Here is a 13,708-nt window from a genome sequence, read left to right on the forward strand (position 1 = left end):
TTCTGCGAACGGGGCCTTTTGACGGCGGGTGCAACCCAACGCCGCTTCACCGCGAATTCATCCGATCAGGAAATCGCGAGCTGACTTTCCTTGGCAACACGTTCGAACGCTTCAGTGGAGCTCTTGATGCGGTATTGGCAGTCGTCTCCTTCGGTCGGAAGGAGGCGGATCACCTCATAGGTTCCGCTCGCGGCCGGACGCGCGACATTGCTGGCAGTAAAATAGACGGTCTCTCCAACCTTGTACTTATGCTTCAACGCCCATCTCCATTACGCAAATACGTCAGCTTCTGCGCTCGTCCCCGCGGCTTTGGCTGACTGAAAACTGCGGCTTTATAGCATGCGCCTTCACTTTTTGGCCAGCGCGATCGGGACATGGCAAATACGATAATTTTGCAGGATTTTCAGCTAGATAAATCCTCGGTAACGGGCGTTTCGGCCGGTCCGAAAAGGACGCCTTCGTTAACGAAAACGGGCTCGGGCGTTAGACGGTCGCGCAAGCAAAATAATACCGCCGGGCGCTTACCGTCCCGGCGGTCAAAAACTGGTCTTCAAACCTTACGCGCTGTGCGGCAACTTACCGTCCGGGCTCGCCTTGTCGACGGCATTGGGAATTTGATGGGCCAGGATCTGGGTGATCTGGTCGACTGGGATGTTGTACTTGGCTGCAAGCTGTCTGACGGCATCGCTACCCAGCACTTCCTGCAGCTGTTCCGCCGTGATCGGCAGGTTCTGGCCGTTGCCGAGCCACGATTTTACCTGATCGCCGAAACCAGCCTGTTGCAACTTGGCCACGATGGTGGACAGCCCGCCTTGGCCGTTGTTGCTGCCCAGCACCTCGCTCAGCACCACGGGCAGAACCGCACCCTCAAGCTGTCCCAGCGCGTTCTTGAAGGCGGGCGAATTTTGCAGCGAATCGAGAATTCCCATGGCCGAACCCCTTTTGGGTAAGTTGAGCGACGTCGGTTCCGGGATTCAGACTGCGTTTGTCCGGCGAGGTCAAGCCGCCATGTTCTGGTCCGATGGCCGTTTCGGGGTCGTGGCGTCCGGAAACCGGTCCGGTGGACAAGCCTCACAAATCCATCACCTCGCTACGAGGCGAGGCCCAGGAAACAGGCCGAGAAATCAGCTCGAGGGGATCAATCTCGGCCCCGGCGCAAGCGCGGCGCGGGTTCGACGTCGGGCGCCGTTGGGCCAACGTCCGCAGGCTCGGCAATTTCGTCGGCCTGGGACTTCAGGCGGGCTGCTTTTTGCACCAACAACGCCGACAGTTCCGGGTTGTTCGTCTGCCGCGCGAAATTCAACAACGCCATCATCTGACGCGACAGATATACCCTTCCAACCATCATGCACCCCCAAACGAAGCGACCTTGCGCGGGCCCAACGCGGGCAAGCGCAATCGGTTTCCTCAAAAGTGCAAAAGTGAACGGACGGTTCCCGTAGCGTCGCAACGGCAACACTGCGTGTGTTCGAGCAGAAACGATTCGCGAAAGATCAGGCGGTCTCGAACTTGTCGATGATGAGAGTTTCGGCCAAACCCGCTTTGGTCCACTCGGCAAATGCAGGCAGTTCCATCATCGTGTCCATATACGCCCGCGTCTGCTTATTCACCTCGATCGCATAGGTGCGAAAGCGATGGACCACCGGGGCGAACATGGCGTCGGCTGCGCCAAACCTGCCGAACAGAAAAGGTCCGCCATATCGTTTGCTGCAGTCCGCCCAAATCTCCTCGATGCGAGCGATGTTGGCGCGCGCCTCATCCGACAGTTCGATCGCGCGCGGCGACCGGTGCAGATTCATGCCGCACTCGTTCCGGAGCGCCGCAAATCCCGAATGCATCTCCGCGGATATTGCGCGCGCATGCGCTCGCGGCGCGAGATCTTCCGGCCAAAGGCGTTTTTCCGGGAAACGCTCGGCGACGTATTCCATGATCGCAAGCGAATCCCACACCGTGATGTTGCCGTCGACCAAAATGGGCACCTTGCCCGCATGCGAAAATCCGAGGATCCGCTGCTTGTCAGCCGCGCCCGTATAGAGCGGAATGAAAATCTCCTCGAACGGGATGTTGTTGGCGCGCAGCGCCAGCCACGGCCGCATCGACCAGGACGAATAGTTCTTGTTGCCGATCACGAGCTTGAGGGTCATCTCAGATCCGTTTGGTTGTCGGACGGTAATTTGCCACGGCAGCAGGCGCGCCTTCAAGCTGGCCGCCGTTGCCGCGGCGTGGATTTGACGTTTGCCTCGCGCCGCAAATGTTGGAATCGGACGCCTTGCGTGGCAGCATCCATGCGTTCAACAGGGTCCACGCATGCGCGCTTATCTCGTCGATATCCTGGCGGTCGGCTTTTTCGTTCTGGAATGGACCGTCTACGCCATCACTCTCGAGCACAGCACATATGGACGCGACAGCCTGTCGGCCCGCATGCATCTCTATCGTGAGGTCTGGATTCGGCGCATGCTCGACCGCGAAGCCCGCATGGTCGACATGCAGATCATGGCGTCCTTGCAGAACGGCACGGCCTTTTTTGCGTCATCCAGTCTGATCGCCGTCGGCGGCGCGCTGGCGCTGCTGCGTTCGACCAACGACGCGCTTGCGGCGCTGAAGACGCTCCCGATCGATATGAGCCCCTCGCCCGCGCTGTGGGAGATCAAATGCGTTGGGCTGATCCTGATCTTTATCTACGCATTTTTCAAATTCGCCTGGGCCTATCGGTTGTTCAACTATGTCGCCATCCTGCTCGGCTCCATGCCGCCGGCCTCGCAGCGCGATACGGCGGAAGCCGAGGCACACGTCGTCCGGACCACGCGGATGTTCGAGACCGCGGGACGGCACTTCAACCGCGGCCAGCGGGCGTTCTTTTTCGCGCTCGGCTATCTCGGCTGGTTCGTCAGTCCCTGGGTCTTGTTTGCCTCGACCGCGGCGGTCGTGATCGTCACCTGGCGGCGGCAATTCGCTTCCAATGCCTGGCGGGCGATGGGAAGCTGAAGCCAGCGGATCAGGATTTGGCAAGCGCCGAAAACACCGTGTCGGGGGCATGCGCAATCACGGCGAGCAGCGCGCGGGCTGGCCCTCGCGGCATGCGCTTGCCCTGCTCCCAGTTGCGGATTGTCTCGACGGGAACGCCGAGACGGCTTGCGAATTCGAGCTGTGTCAGGCGGACCCGGCGGCGTAGATCACGCACCGTCGGAAGCGCGTCCGTACCGGCAGCCGCTGCGGTAAACGCCGCGCCGGAAACGGGCGCGGGGGACGAAGCGGTCATCACGGGCGCGAGCGGAAACTCCTGCCCGTCCCTCAATTCGACAATCCGTCCATCTGCTTTCAGCCGAAGACGTTGCATTCTCGCCTCATCTTGCGTGCATTGCGGACCGTCAGCATCGGCCCTCCATGGGAGAAATAGTCGGCGATGCGCGTTAAGAGTCGATTAACGATACTTTTCCTTCTCCGATTTGGCAGCCATTCCAGGACTATCGAGGTCATTTCTCATGCGGAGCTGCAGTTCATCCCGGGCCGGTCGACACCGGCCGGCGAATATGTGGCTCGCGGGCGCGCTGGCATGGCTCGCGCTGACAAGCACTGCTTCGATCGATTCCGGGCTGGCGGCAGGCATCCCTGCGGGGCCCTGCGCGCGTCCGGCAAACCTCGGCACTTCACGGACCCTCGCGGTCGATGCCGCCGCAACGCCGCGGGTCGGCCTGAAAAGCTTCCCGGAGACGCTGCCGCTGGCCGATCACGAGGTGGTGCTGACCTTCGACGACGGTCCTTGGCCCGCCACGACGTCGCGGGTGCTCGCGGCGCTGGGCCGGGAATGCGTTCGCGCGACCTTTTTCTTGATCGGCAGAAACGCCGCCGCGCACCCGGAACTGGTGCGCCGGATCGCGGCGGAAGGGCATACGATCGGAACGCACAGCTGGTCGCATCCGAGCCTGAAGAGAATCAAACCGGACGCCGCAGTCGAAGAGATCAACCATGGCATTTCGGCGGTGGAAAAGGCGCTACACGGCGCGCCAGCAACGGCCTCACCCGTCCGTTTCTTTCGTTTTCCCGGGTTCGAATCGACACCAGCGACGCTTGAACTTCTGCAGTCGCGCGGAATTGTCGTGTTGGGCGCCGATCTTTGGGCTAGCGACTGGAACAGGATGACGCCGAAGCAGGAATTGAAGCTGATTACCGACCGTCTCGATGCCGCGGGCAAGGGAATTATTCTGTTCCACGACACCAAGGCGCAGACGGCCGCGATGCTGCCGGCCTTCTTGCGGTATCTGCGCGACCATGGTTATCACGTGGTCCACATCAAACCGGCTGAACCTGCAGCCGCCGGCGGGCGCTAATCTGCCGAAAACATATGTGGACGCTGGACTATTAAGGCCGCATTCAGGTTGCGACATGACATGATGGGTCCGGCCAGAGGAGTGGATTGACGTTCGGCATGGGTCAGCGAAGTTTTTTCATGGACGGAGCGCGGCGTGGCGGTCGGTTGTGGCGGGAGGTCGTTGTAGCTTCTGCTGTCCTGGCCGGCTTTGCCGCCCAGGCAGCCCTTGCCGCCGATTGTCCCGGACGCCCTGACGCGCTCGGAACGTCCCGTACGCTGGTCGTCGATCCGCGCGAACATCCCCGCATTGGCACCATGCAGTATCCGGAAACGTTGCCGCTGGCCGACCACGAGGTGGTGCTGACGTTCGATGACGGACCGCTGCCGAAGAACAGCAACAAGGTTCTCGACATCCTCGCAGCGGAATGCGTGAAGGCGACCTTCTTCACGATCGGCAGTCAGGCACGCAATTCCCCCGAAGGCGTACGCAAGCTGCTTGCCGCGGGCCATACGATCGGCACGCACACACAGACTCACCCCTTGACCATGAATCGCATGCCGATCGAGCGCGCCAAACAGGAGATCGAGGACGGCATCGCCTCGGTGAAGGCCGCGCTCGGGGACGACGCCGACGCGCTGGCGCCGTTCTTCCGGATTCCAGGCCTGATGCGTGCCGACGCCGTCGAGGACTATCTCGCCGGACAGGGCATTCAGGTCTGGAGCGCCGATTTTCTGGCCGACGACTGGCATCATATTTCGTCTCAGCGCGTCTACGACCTTGCCGTCAGCCGGCTCGAGGCCAAGGGAAAAGGCATTCTGCTCCTTCATGACATCCAGGCACGCACGGTGGCTGCGCTGCCGCGGATTCTCGAAACGCTGAAAGCACGCGGCTATCACATCGTTCATGTTGTCCCAGCGACGCCCGATCGGCCGGCGACGCCGACCGAGCCTCCGCAATGGCTCCTGCACCCTGCGCCGGGCGCGATCGCGCAGTGGCCTGAGGTTGCGAGTTTCGTCGCTGCCGATCTCGGCAGCCTTCCGGCACCGGCGCGCATCGACTTCGATGCGGCTGAGGAATCGCCCATACTGCATCGGGCCGCCTTCGCCCGCCCGACCTGGCCCGAGCCGCCAGAGCTTGCGCCCGGAAGCGCAACCGTGACCCTCGCCGCGCCCGCCTCCAGTCTTTTCGAGATTGAAGGCGGCCTTGACGCCGCCCTTCATGGCGCAGCCTTGTCGCGTCGCACCCACAAGGCTGCTTCCGCCGAGCCTGCCAGTACCAAGCGGCTGTCGCGGCGCGAGGCACGGCGCCTGGCGCGTGCCAATAGCCGGGCGTCAAGGCTCGCTGATGCGGCCGGCCACCGGAGCCGTTACGGCGCGGCGCAGAGTTCAAGACAGAAGCCTCGAACCGTGGCGGCGGCGCACCGCGGCCCGGTCAAGCGGCTGGTTCAGATTCGAAAACGGCGCGTGTGAAGAATCCGGCGTCGCGCTTCCGCAGCCGTCTCAAGTCGGCGCGACGAACGCGCGGCAGCCATGATGCGGACTTCTTGAACCGTGACGTCAGTTCGTCACAATCTTCGACACGCATAGCAGCACGATCAGCGCGAGAAACAGCAAGTCGATATAGGCATTCATTTCGCCGGTGTGGCGCAACCTGGAAACCTCGTTGACCACGAGCTTGCGCTGGGCTGTGGCCGAGTGGCCTTCACCAGCGGCGGCCACAAGCCGGCGCGCCTCTCCTTCAAGCCGTTCGATCCGCTGATAGAAATAGAACGAGCGCAACGCCGACGCCGCGCGCATCGCGCTGTAAATGAACACCATGATCGCCAAGAGCGCTCGCTGGTTGTATTTTTCGAGGAAGTTCAGCGCATAATAGACAAAAACCAGAAAGAGGAAGTTGGAAGCGAACCGATAGGCGTAGCTCAGAAACCTCATGCGCGTCATCCATCCGGTGCAAGCATGGCCGTCTGAAGACGGACAGCTTCAGGGAACTTCGTCGTCGAGTAGCTAGCCATACACCGCTTCCGGCGCATGCCCATACGCCAGCGTTGTGACAGCGCAGCAACGGACACGCCGGCAATCGTATCCATGACCGGTGAAGGCCACGCCGAACTGTGAACGGATACCAACTTGCTTTCCGCGTCTGCCCCTCGTCGGGCCGACCGGCATTCCCAGCTGAGTTTTTGTTATGGCGCGCTCGGTGGGCGGTCGCACTCGTTGCGATTTCGAATCGCTTATCGAGCTAACCTTGCTGTCAGGTGTTCATAGGGCATCAAGGTGCGTTTCGCTAGTGCCCTTGCGCGACTTATCACCGAGCAGCCGGCCATTTCGAGCAAGGTGTCGAAATCGCGGAACGGCGACCGCGATAATGCAACCCGCACCCGCCCCGCATTTGCGCACACATCAGGAATAAGCGACGCGCTCCCGCGGCTTCTCCTCTTCATCGTGCGCGCGCAGCAGTTCCAATAGCCGCCTGCGCATGATCATTCCGGGCCGATCGGACGGCATGTGCATCTCGATCTTCCGGCCCATATCGACGATGGCGTCGGGGTCGGTGGATTCCAGCATGTCGCGGTCCTCGGCGATGATCGCAGCATCCCAGTCGATCAGTTCCTGGGCCGAGCAATCGGCGTCGGTGTCGTTGCGGAAAAGCAATTGGACGACCTGGATCTGGCCGTCCGAAACCGGGGTTGCGCAGTTGAAGATGATGTGACGGATGCCGGAAGGATATTCCATGTCAAGGCGGCGGCAGAACGGCATGAACCATTTGTTGCGCTGATGCCGTTTGGTGGTCGGCTCGGTCGTACCGGTGATCCTGAAGGCGCTCGGGGGATTGCGAACCGTGATGATAGTCTCGGCATCAAAGCCCTCCTCGTTCTCGGTGATCTCGTATTTTTCGGGCTTGGGTTGATTGATGTCGCCGAAAGTGCCCTTGTGGACGAAGGCGAAGTGCGCATTGTCGAAGGAGTTCTCCATCAGCCGCAGCGCCGCTGTGTTCCATTTCTCATAGAACTGGTTGATGCGGCGATAGCCCGGCGTGCCGTCTTCCGGAATCGCGGGAATGTCGCTCAAGGGCTCATCGAGCGCGACCCAAACGTAGCCATAGCGCGTCTGGGCGCGGAACGAGCGCGCCTTCGCCTCCGGCACCGGTTGCTCAAACGGAAACTGGGGGATCATCACCAGCTTGCCGTCGCGATCGTACTCCCAGCCGTGGTAGCCGCAGACAATGTTGCCGTCCTTGCACCAGCCTTTGGAGAGCTTGGCGGTGCGGTGACAGCACCGGTCCTCAAGCGCGGCCGGCTCGCCCTTCGCGTCGAGAAACAGCACCAGCGGCTCACCCAACAGCGTGAACGGCTTTGGCCCGTCCTTGAGATACTCGATCGGCATCAACGCGTACCAGAAGCGGCGCAGCACGGGTTGCTTGGTGCTCAGCATGATGTTCCTCCGCGAATTTCAGGCTGCCAGTCGCGTGACGACACGCGCGGCATCCGATTTCAGTTTTTGTAGGTCAAGTCCGGGAATGGCGCCGTCTTCGACGACGATGCGGCCACCGATCAGGAGATAGCGAACCTTCGCCGAGCCGCCACAGGTCACCGGCGCAATCAAGGGATCGTGCATGCCGAAATGCCGGGGTTCGTCGAGATCGAAGATCGCGATGTCGGCCTGCTGTCCCGGCGCCAGCGTTCCGACCTGCGGCATGCCGAGGACGCGCGCGCCGCCGGCCGTCGCCCAATGCACGACGTCTTCCGCCGTCACCACCCCGGCGCCTTTCACGGCCCGATGGGTGTGCCAGGCGCTGTGCATCTCGCAGAGCATGTCCGCGGCTTCGTTCGAGGCCGCGCCATCGACACCAAGCGAGACCGCGCCACCAATACGCGCCAGCGCATCCGCGGGCGCAACGCCCGAGCCGAGCCGACAGTTGGATTGCGGGCAATGCGCCATGCCGGTGCCGGTGCTGGCAAGGACCCGCACCTCATCTTCATCAAGATGCACGAGATGCGCAAACCACACGTCCGGACCAAGCCAGTCATGTTCGGCCAGCCAATGCACCGGGCGCCTGCCGTGGACCGACAAACAGAAATCGACATAATCGGTGCTTTCGGACAGATGGCTGTGTAGCCGGATCCCCATTCGCCGGGCCGCCGCGATCGCCTCACGCAGTTCGCCGGGATCGATCGACCAGGTCGGCGTGGTCGGGGCGAGCGCGACCCGCGACAGGCTCGCAGGCGAATTGTCATGGAAACGCTGGGCGCAGGCTTCGACCGATTGCAGCATCCGGTCGAGTGTCTCCACCGGCGTCGTCATGGAACCATATTTATCGACATGGCGCGCGATCGTGGCGCCGCCGCGGCAGAACACGAGGCGAAGACCAAGGCTGCGCGCCACATCGAAGATCACCTGCGCCGGATCGAACCTGAAAGTGTCGCTGAAGAGATAATGGTGGTCGGCCGCCGTCGTCGTTCCCGACAGCAGGAGTTCGGCAAGCGCAATGCGCGCAGCGACCCCAAGCGCCTCTTCATCAAGCTTCGACCAGTAGCGATAGGGAACCTCACGCAGCCACCCCGCCAGCGGCAGATCGATGCCAGAGCGCACACCCTTGAGCACGCTCTGGAACAGATGGTGATGGGTTGAAATGAGGCCGGGATAGACCACTCCGCCGCGCGCATCGAGCCTCGTTTCGCCGGGCCTCAATTCGAGCGCGCCCATCTCGGCAATCACGCCGTCGCGAATCCGGATTTGACCGGAGGTGCGCATCGCCGGACCCGGCAGTCCGGTGAAGATGCCGGCAGCGTTATCGATCAGAATTGCGGTCACGTTTCGGCCCTTGCTTCGCTTTCGTGCCAGTTTGACAGCGCCAGTTGCGACAGCGCCACCATTGCCGCAAACAGCGCGACACCGGTCAGGGTGATCAGGAACAGTGCTGCAAACATGCGGGGGATATCGAGGGTAAAGCCGGCATCGAGGATCTCGTAGGCAAGCCCCGACGAGCGTCCGCCGGTGCCGGCGACGAACTCGGCGACGACGGCGCCGATCAGCGCAAGGCCGCTGGAAATCCGCAAACCTCCGAAGAAATAAGGCAGCGCGCCGGGAATCCGGAGCTTGATCAGGGTTTTCAGACGGCTGGCGCGATTCATCCGGAAATAATTGGCAAGTCCGGGGTCGACGCTGCGAAGGCCCAACGTGGTGTTGGAAATGATCGGAAACAGCGCCACCAGCGTTGCGCATATCGTCAGCGAGAGCTGGGTATTCTTGACCAGAATGATAACGAGCGGCGCGATCGCAACGACGGGCGTCACCTGCAACAGCACCGCGTAGGGAAACAGGCTGACTTCGATCGCCCTGCTCTGCACGAACATGAAAGCGATCAACGTCCCGAGGACGACGGCCGCCACGAATGCGAACAACGTCACGCGCAAGGTCACCAGCAGCGCGCGCAACAAGGAGGGACCATTGTGCACCAGACTGGCGAAGATATCGCTTGGCTTGGGAAAGAGATAGACAGGCACGGACGCCATCCGGAACCCGACCTCCCAGAAAGCAAAGAGGACCACGCCGACTGCGACCGGCGCCGCGATCCGCACAAACGCTTCCGATTCAAGCAGCGGCTTCATGGCGCGCCGCCCGCCGATGGCAGCGACGCCTCGGCGAGCCAGGTCGACAGCTCGCGGCAATAGGCCGCGAATTTCGGACTGTCGCGAAATCCCTGATCGCGCGGTTGCGGCTGATCGATCGTCATCGTCCGGAAGATGCGGCCGGGATTGGCCGCCATTACGATGATGCGGGTCGAAAGGAAGACGGCTTCATAGATCGAGTGGGTGACGAAGATCGTCGTCAGCTTGCGCTCCCACCATAACTTGACGAGATCGTCGTCGAGTTTGTTTCGGGTGAATTCGTCCAGCGCGCCGAACGGCTCGTCCATCAAAAGGAGATTCGGACTGGTGACGAGCGCCCTGGCAATGGAGGCGCGCATCTTCATGCCACCGGAGAGCTGACGTGGATAATGCCGGTTGAAGGCACTCAAGCCGACGCGCGCGATCGCATCCTTCACAAGTGGATCAGCTTTGGCCCTCGGCATGTCGGCGAGCTCGAGCGGCAGCCTGACATTGGCTTCCACACGCGCCCACGGCATCAAAGTCGGCTCCTGGAACACGAAGGCGAGCCGCCTACCCTCTTGCCCGACCCGTGTGAAGTCACCGCGCCACCAAAGCAAGCGACCATCCGACGGTTCGATGAGATTGGCGATCAGCTTGAGCAGCGTGCTCTTGCCGCAACCGGAAGGCCCGATCAGTGTCAGAAATTCGCCGTCGGCAATAGCGAGGTCGATCGGCGCGAGCCCGCGCGTGCCGTTGCTGAAGACCTTCTCCGCCGACAGCACCTCAACGGCCGGCGGCCGCTCGCCGGCGGCCGCCATCATCTTTGCGTTTTCATCGAACGGTTCGCCGGGCAATAGCGCGTTCATGCCCGCCCTCAATTCATGATTTTCAGATCCTTGACGAAGCGATCGTCAAACGCCTTGTGCCAATCGACCTTCGGATCGAGCAAGCCGCCGGCGACCATGAAATCGTAGATCTGCTTGTAGCGGTCGGCGGTGATGATGCCGACACCGAGCGTGGCCGCATCGCCCCGATCGATCACCTTCATCTCCTTCATCTTCACCAGCGCGTAGTCAATCTGGCCGTCGGTCATCTTGGAATTATCGGCCTTGATCAGCGCGTTGCCCGGTCCCGGATTCTTCAGGTAGTCCTTCCAGCCCTCGAGCGAGGCCTTGACGAAGCGAGCGATCACATCGGGCTTCTCCGCGATCATCTTTTCGGTGGTAACGATGGTCGAGCCATAGGGCGGATAGCCGCCGTCGGCGAACAGGAAGAACTTCACCTTCTCGTTCTGCTGCTCGGCCTGATACGGTTCCGAGGATGGGTAGGCCTGCTGCGCCACGGTCTTGTCGGCAAAGAACGGCTGCAGGTTGAAGGTATAGGGACGGATCTGCTCGTCGGTAAAGCCGTACTTGGCGCGCAGCCAGGGCCAGAACGTGATGCGCGAAGAGCCCGCAATCAGGATCGGCCGGCCCTTGAGCGCGGCGAGATCTGCCACGTCGTCGTGCGCCATGATCCCTTGCAAATCGAACTGGAACGAGGTCGCCACCGTCACCAGCGGCTGGTTCTGCTCGCGGCCTTTGAGGACCTGGATGTCGTAGCCCATGATGAAATCGGCATCGCCAGCCAACAGAAGCTGCGCGCCGTTGATCTGCGGGCCGCCCATCTTGATCGTCACATCGAGACCGGCCTTGTCATAAAGCCCGGTGGCCTTGGCCTGGTAGAAGCCGCCATGCTCCGCCTGGGCAAACCAGCTCGTCAGGAAAGTCACCTTGTCGGCCGCCGCCACCGCGGTCAGCGAAGCAGCTAGCGCGACTGTTCCCAGCAACGCCGTCGCGGCCATGCGGGGGAAATTTCTAATCGCCATGGGGAATGATCCTCGTATCGAGCGGTACCGAACGGTGTCGAGGATGCATAAGCGGACTGTCGCCTCAAAGCATTTTTATTCGAGCAATCCGTTGCTTTATCGGCAACGCCAAATTTATAGGCAATTGGCGATCGCGACGAAGCGTTCCACACTGTGCCGCGTCGAAGTTTTCAATGACGCCCGTGTCGCAAGTGACCTACCATCAGCGAAAATCCACGATCAGGAGCCATTCATCTTGCGCGCCCTCGCCCCTTCTTCGGTCCGGCCTCCCCTTGCGCGATACAGCCATGGCATCGTCGTGCCGGCCGGATACAGGCTGGTCGTCACTTCAGGGCAACTCGGCATCGACGCGGACGAGCAGATCCCGGAAGGCAGTGAAGCGCAGGCCGAGTTGTGCTTTGCAAATATCGCCGCAATCCTCGCCGAGGACGGGATGACGCTGGCCAATATTGTGCGCTTGAATGCCTACGTGACGGGCCGCGAGCATATGCAGGGTTATATGCGCGCACGCGACCGGCAGTTTTCGGCAACTCCGCCGGCCTCCACGCTGGTGATCGTCTCGGGCTTCACCCGTCCCGAATTCGTCGTCGAAATCGAGGTGATCGCCGCTGCACCCGGCTAGAACCGGCTCATTTCCCGCCGCACCCTGGCAAGGAAACGGCCGCGCTTGGCGACGGTCGCGACGTTCATATGGTAGAGCGCATGGTAGCGCACGCGCGCTTTGCCTCCGGTGAACCAGGGTAGATAACGCTTGATGATCTTGCGCGGCGGATCGGCCATGCCGATCGCCTGCCAGCGTGGCCGCCCATAAGTCGCAATGCCGCTGATGCGTTCGATATGGCTCAGCATCGGTTTGGCATGCCCGGCATCGGAGAGGTCAAGCGCGATACCGGGACCGAACATCCGGTCGAACCAGCCTTTGAGCATCGCCGGCGGCCCGAATGACCAGGTCGGAAACTGCACGACCAGCGCATTCGCCGCCATCAGCCGGTCGACATAGGCCTGATTGTTGAGACGATTGCGCTCCGGATCGTGGTAGTCGCGGCGGCGCTGGGCGGTCAGGACGGGATCGAAACCTTCGGCATAGAGATCGAGCAGATCGACGTCATGACCGGCCTCTGCAAGCCCGGCGAGCGCTTCCTTCCGGATCGCGGCATGAAAACTGTCCTCGAGCGGATGGCAATAGACGTAGAGCACGCGCATCGTCAGGTTCTTGTTCTTGAGCTCACAAAGCTCCGCATCTTGCCGGGATTTAAGAGGCCGAGCGGATCGACCTCCTGTTTGAAACCGAGCTGATCGGCATCGGCGCGCTTGTAACGGCTGCCATCCTCGACCGTATAGACATGCGGATTGGCGATATAGACGCCGCGCTGCTCGTGCAGCGAAATGATCTCGTTGAGGCGGTCGGCGCCGGTGAAACGCACCACCGGTAGCGCGCTGCAGGTGACTTGGCCGCCGAAACGAATGAACTCCAGATGCTGCAGCACCTCGTTCGGAAACAGTCCGCGCATTTCGGCAACTTTTTCAAGCAGCCGGTCATGTGGGTAAAGGCATTGCAGATAAGTCACGGATCGATCCGACTTCAGCACCTGCAGCGTGGTGTGATTCCAGGTGTATTCGTATAGCGGCACTTGACCGGCACTATCGTCGGTCGGCGTTTCCAGCGTGATCTCGCCGCGGTTGCCCAATAGCGCTTTGAAGCTTTCCAGCGACGGCTCCGCGATCATCGCGATCAGGATACTCCTGCCGTCAGGACAATGAGGCTTGAGCACGCCGAAATAGGATGGCAGCGGCCAGGTCACCGGCGCGAGCAGCTTCTTGACGATGCCGTCGGCGAGCGCGGCCTCGTAACCGAACGCGGCGGCGTCCAGAAAATCGTCGAACACCACAACGACATCGATCCATTTCCAGCTCGGCGCGAGCGGCATCTCCAGTGCCGTG

Annotated in this window: 16 protein-coding genes and 1 pseudogene; 4 read left to right on the plus strand and 13 right to left on the minus strand. The window is 61.6% G+C overall.

From position 1 onward, the window contains the following. Positions 1–65 precede the first annotated feature (65 nt). The 4 genes from VFL62_RS19235 to VFL62_RS19250 form a co-directional block, all read right to left on the minus strand. Positions 66–257 carry a hypothetical protein gene (locus VFL62_RS19235; protein WP_325173969.1) on the minus strand — a complete coding sequence of 64 codons (192 nt, stop codon included), beginning with the start codon at positions 255–257 and terminating at the stop codon, positions 66–68. A gap of 300 nt (positions 258–557) precedes the next feature. Further along, positions 558–974: a YidB family protein gene (locus VFL62_RS19240; RefSeq protein WP_414644776.1), complete on the minus strand. Its 417-nt coding sequence runs from the start codon at positions 972–974 to the stop codon at positions 558–560. Positions 975–1,138: 164 nt separating this feature from the next. Next, positions 1,139–1,315 carry a hypothetical protein gene (locus VFL62_RS19245; RefSeq protein WP_325173971.1) on the minus strand — a complete coding sequence of 59 codons (177 nt, stop codon included), beginning with the start codon at positions 1,313–1,315 and terminating at the stop codon, positions 1,139–1,141. Between the two features lie 178 nt (positions 1,316–1,493). Then, on the minus strand, positions 1,494–2,144 hold the full coding sequence (locus VFL62_RS19250) for a glutathione S-transferase family protein (protein ID WP_325173972.1): 651 nt from the start codon (positions 2,142–2,144) through the stop codon (positions 1,494–1,496). A gap of 163 nt (positions 2,145–2,307) precedes the next feature. On the opposite strand from VFL62_RS19250, the gene VFL62_RS19255 reads away from it, so the two are divergent. Continuing rightward, a complete protein-coding gene (locus VFL62_RS19255; RefSeq protein WP_325173973.1) occupies positions 2,308–2,985 on the plus strand; it encodes a DUF599 domain-containing protein in 678 nt (225 codons plus the stop codon). Positions 2,986–2,995: 10 nt separating this feature from the next. On the opposite strand, the gene VFL62_RS19260 is transcribed toward VFL62_RS19255, so the two are convergent. After that, positions 2,996–3,337, minus strand: a complete 342-nt coding sequence (locus VFL62_RS19260; protein WP_325173974.1) for a helix-turn-helix domain-containing protein — start codon at positions 3,335–3,337, stop codon at positions 2,996–2,998. 193 nt (positions 3,338–3,530) lie between these two features. On the opposite strand from VFL62_RS19260, the gene VFL62_RS19265 reads away from it, so the two are divergent. After that, entirely contained in the window at positions 3,531–4,328 is a 798-nt protein-coding gene (locus VFL62_RS19265) for a polysaccharide deacetylase family protein (protein WP_325173975.1), read from the plus strand. A 119-nt stretch (positions 4,329–4,447) separates the two neighbouring features. Then, positions 4,448–5,779 (plus strand): polysaccharide deacetylase family protein, encoded by a 1,332-nt coding sequence (locus VFL62_RS19270; protein WP_325173976.1) that lies wholly within the window; start codon positions 4,448–4,450, stop codon positions 5,777–5,779. 87 nt (positions 5,780–5,866) lie between these two features. On the opposite strand, the gene VFL62_RS19275 is transcribed toward VFL62_RS19270, so the two are convergent. From VFL62_RS19275 to VFL62_RS19300, 6 genes are all read right to left on the minus strand, one after another. Next, the gene (locus VFL62_RS19275; RefSeq protein WP_325173977.1) at positions 5,867–6,241 is read right to left on the minus strand and encodes a hypothetical protein; all 375 of its coding nucleotides are present in this window, start codon (positions 6,239–6,241) and stop codon (positions 5,867–5,869) included. 468 nt (positions 6,242–6,709) lie between these two features. Next, complete coding sequence (locus VFL62_RS19280) at positions 6,710–7,741, minus strand: aromatic ring-hydroxylating dioxygenase subunit alpha (protein WP_325173978.1); 1,032 nt, start codon at positions 7,739–7,741, stop codon at positions 6,710–6,712. Positions 7,742–7,759: 18 nt separating this feature from the next. Beyond that, positions 7,760–9,121, minus strand: coding sequence for an amidohydrolase family protein (locus VFL62_RS19285; RefSeq protein WP_325173979.1), 1,362 nt, complete (start codon positions 9,119–9,121; stop codon positions 7,760–7,762). Continuing rightward, complete coding sequence (locus tag VFL62_RS19290; protein WP_325173980.1) at positions 9,118–9,918, minus strand: ABC transporter permease; 801 nt, start codon at positions 9,916–9,918, stop codon at positions 9,118–9,120. The genes VFL62_RS19285 and VFL62_RS19290 overlap by 4 nt, the downstream gene beginning before the upstream one ends. Then, positions 9,915–10,766, minus strand: coding sequence for an ABC transporter ATP-binding protein (locus VFL62_RS19295; protein WP_325173981.1), 852 nt, complete (start codon positions 10,764–10,766; stop codon positions 9,915–9,917). The genes VFL62_RS19290 and VFL62_RS19295 overlap by 4 nt, the downstream gene beginning before the upstream one ends. Before the next feature lie 8 nt (positions 10,767–10,774). Beyond that, positions 10,775–11,767, minus strand: a complete 993-nt coding sequence (locus tag VFL62_RS19300; RefSeq protein WP_325173982.1) for an ABC transporter substrate-binding protein — start codon at positions 11,765–11,767, stop codon at positions 10,775–10,777. 232 nt (positions 11,768–11,999) lie between these two features. On the opposite strand from VFL62_RS19300, the gene VFL62_RS19305 reads away from it, so the two are divergent. Continuing rightward, positions 12,000–12,389, plus strand: coding sequence for a RidA family protein (locus VFL62_RS19305; RefSeq protein ID WP_325173985.1), 390 nt, complete (start codon positions 12,000–12,002; stop codon positions 12,387–12,389). On the opposite strand, the gene VFL62_RS19310 is transcribed toward VFL62_RS19305, so the two are convergent. Together VFL62_RS19310 and VFL62_RS19315 are read right to left on the minus strand one after the other, a co-directional pair. After that, the gene (locus VFL62_RS19310) at positions 12,386–12,970 is read right to left on the minus strand and encodes an NAD(P)H-dependent oxidoreductase (protein WP_325173983.1); all 585 of its coding nucleotides are present in this window, start codon (positions 12,968–12,970) and stop codon (positions 12,386–12,388) included. The genes VFL62_RS19305 and VFL62_RS19310 overlap by 4 nt on opposite strands. Before the next feature lie 2 nt (positions 12,971–12,972). Continuing rightward, positions 12,973–13,708: pseudogene (locus tag VFL62_RS19315) on the minus strand (FAD-binding protein); the annotation flags it as partial.

The sequence above is a fragment of the Bradyrhizobium sp. genome (assembly GCF_035701725.1).
In the GTDB taxonomy this organism is placed as follows: domain Bacteria; phylum Pseudomonadota; class Alphaproteobacteria; order Rhizobiales; family Xanthobacteraceae; genus Bradyrhizobium.

What these genes read in the sequence shown, in the direction of transcription:
- VFL62_RS19295 (WP_325173981.1), bottom strand. Translation starts at nt 10,766, where the DNA reads ATGAACGCGCTATTGCCCGGCGAACCGTTCGATGAAAACGCAAAGATG.
- VFL62_RS19265 (WP_325173975.1), top strand. Translation starts at nt 3,531, where the DNA reads ATGTGGCTCGCGGGCGCGCTGGCATGGCTCGCGCTGACAAGCACTGCT.
- VFL62_RS19260 (WP_325173974.1), bottom strand. Translation starts at nt 3,337, where the DNA reads ATGCAACGTCTTCGGCTGAAAGCAGATGGACGGATTGTCGAATTGAGG.
- VFL62_RS19300 (WP_325173982.1), bottom strand. Translation starts at nt 11,767, where the DNA reads ATGGCGATTAGAAATTTCCCCCGCATGGCCGCGACGGCGTTGCTGGGA.
- VFL62_RS19290 (WP_325173980.1), bottom strand. Translation starts at nt 9,918, where the DNA reads ATGAAGCCGCTGCTTGAATCGGAAGCGTTTGTGCGGATCGCGGCGCCG.
- VFL62_RS19275 (WP_325173977.1), bottom strand. Translation starts at nt 6,241, where the DNA reads ATGAGGTTTCTGAGCTACGCCTATCGGTTCGCTTCCAACTTCCTCTTT.
- VFL62_RS19250 (WP_325173972.1), bottom strand. Translation starts at nt 2,144, where the DNA reads ATGACCCTCAAGCTCGTGATCGGCAACAAGAACTATTCGTCCTGGTCG.
- VFL62_RS19310 (WP_325173983.1), bottom strand. Translation starts at nt 12,970, where the DNA reads ATGCGCGTGCTCTACGTCTATTGCCATCCGCTCGAGGACAGTTTTCAT.
- VFL62_RS19280 (WP_325173978.1), bottom strand. Translation starts at nt 7,741, where the DNA reads ATGCTGAGCACCAAGCAACCCGTGCTGCGCCGCTTCTGGTACGCGTTG.
- VFL62_RS19255 (WP_325173973.1), top strand. Translation starts at nt 2,308, where the DNA reads ATGCGCGCTTATCTCGTCGATATCCTGGCGGTCGGCTTTTTCGTTCTG.
- VFL62_RS19270 (WP_325173976.1), top strand. Translation starts at nt 4,448, where the DNA reads ATGGACGGAGCGCGGCGTGGCGGTCGGTTGTGGCGGGAGGTCGTTGTA.
- VFL62_RS19245 (WP_325173971.1), bottom strand. Translation starts at nt 1,315, where the DNA reads ATGATGGCGTTGTTGAATTTCGCGCGGCAGACGAACAACCCGGAACTG.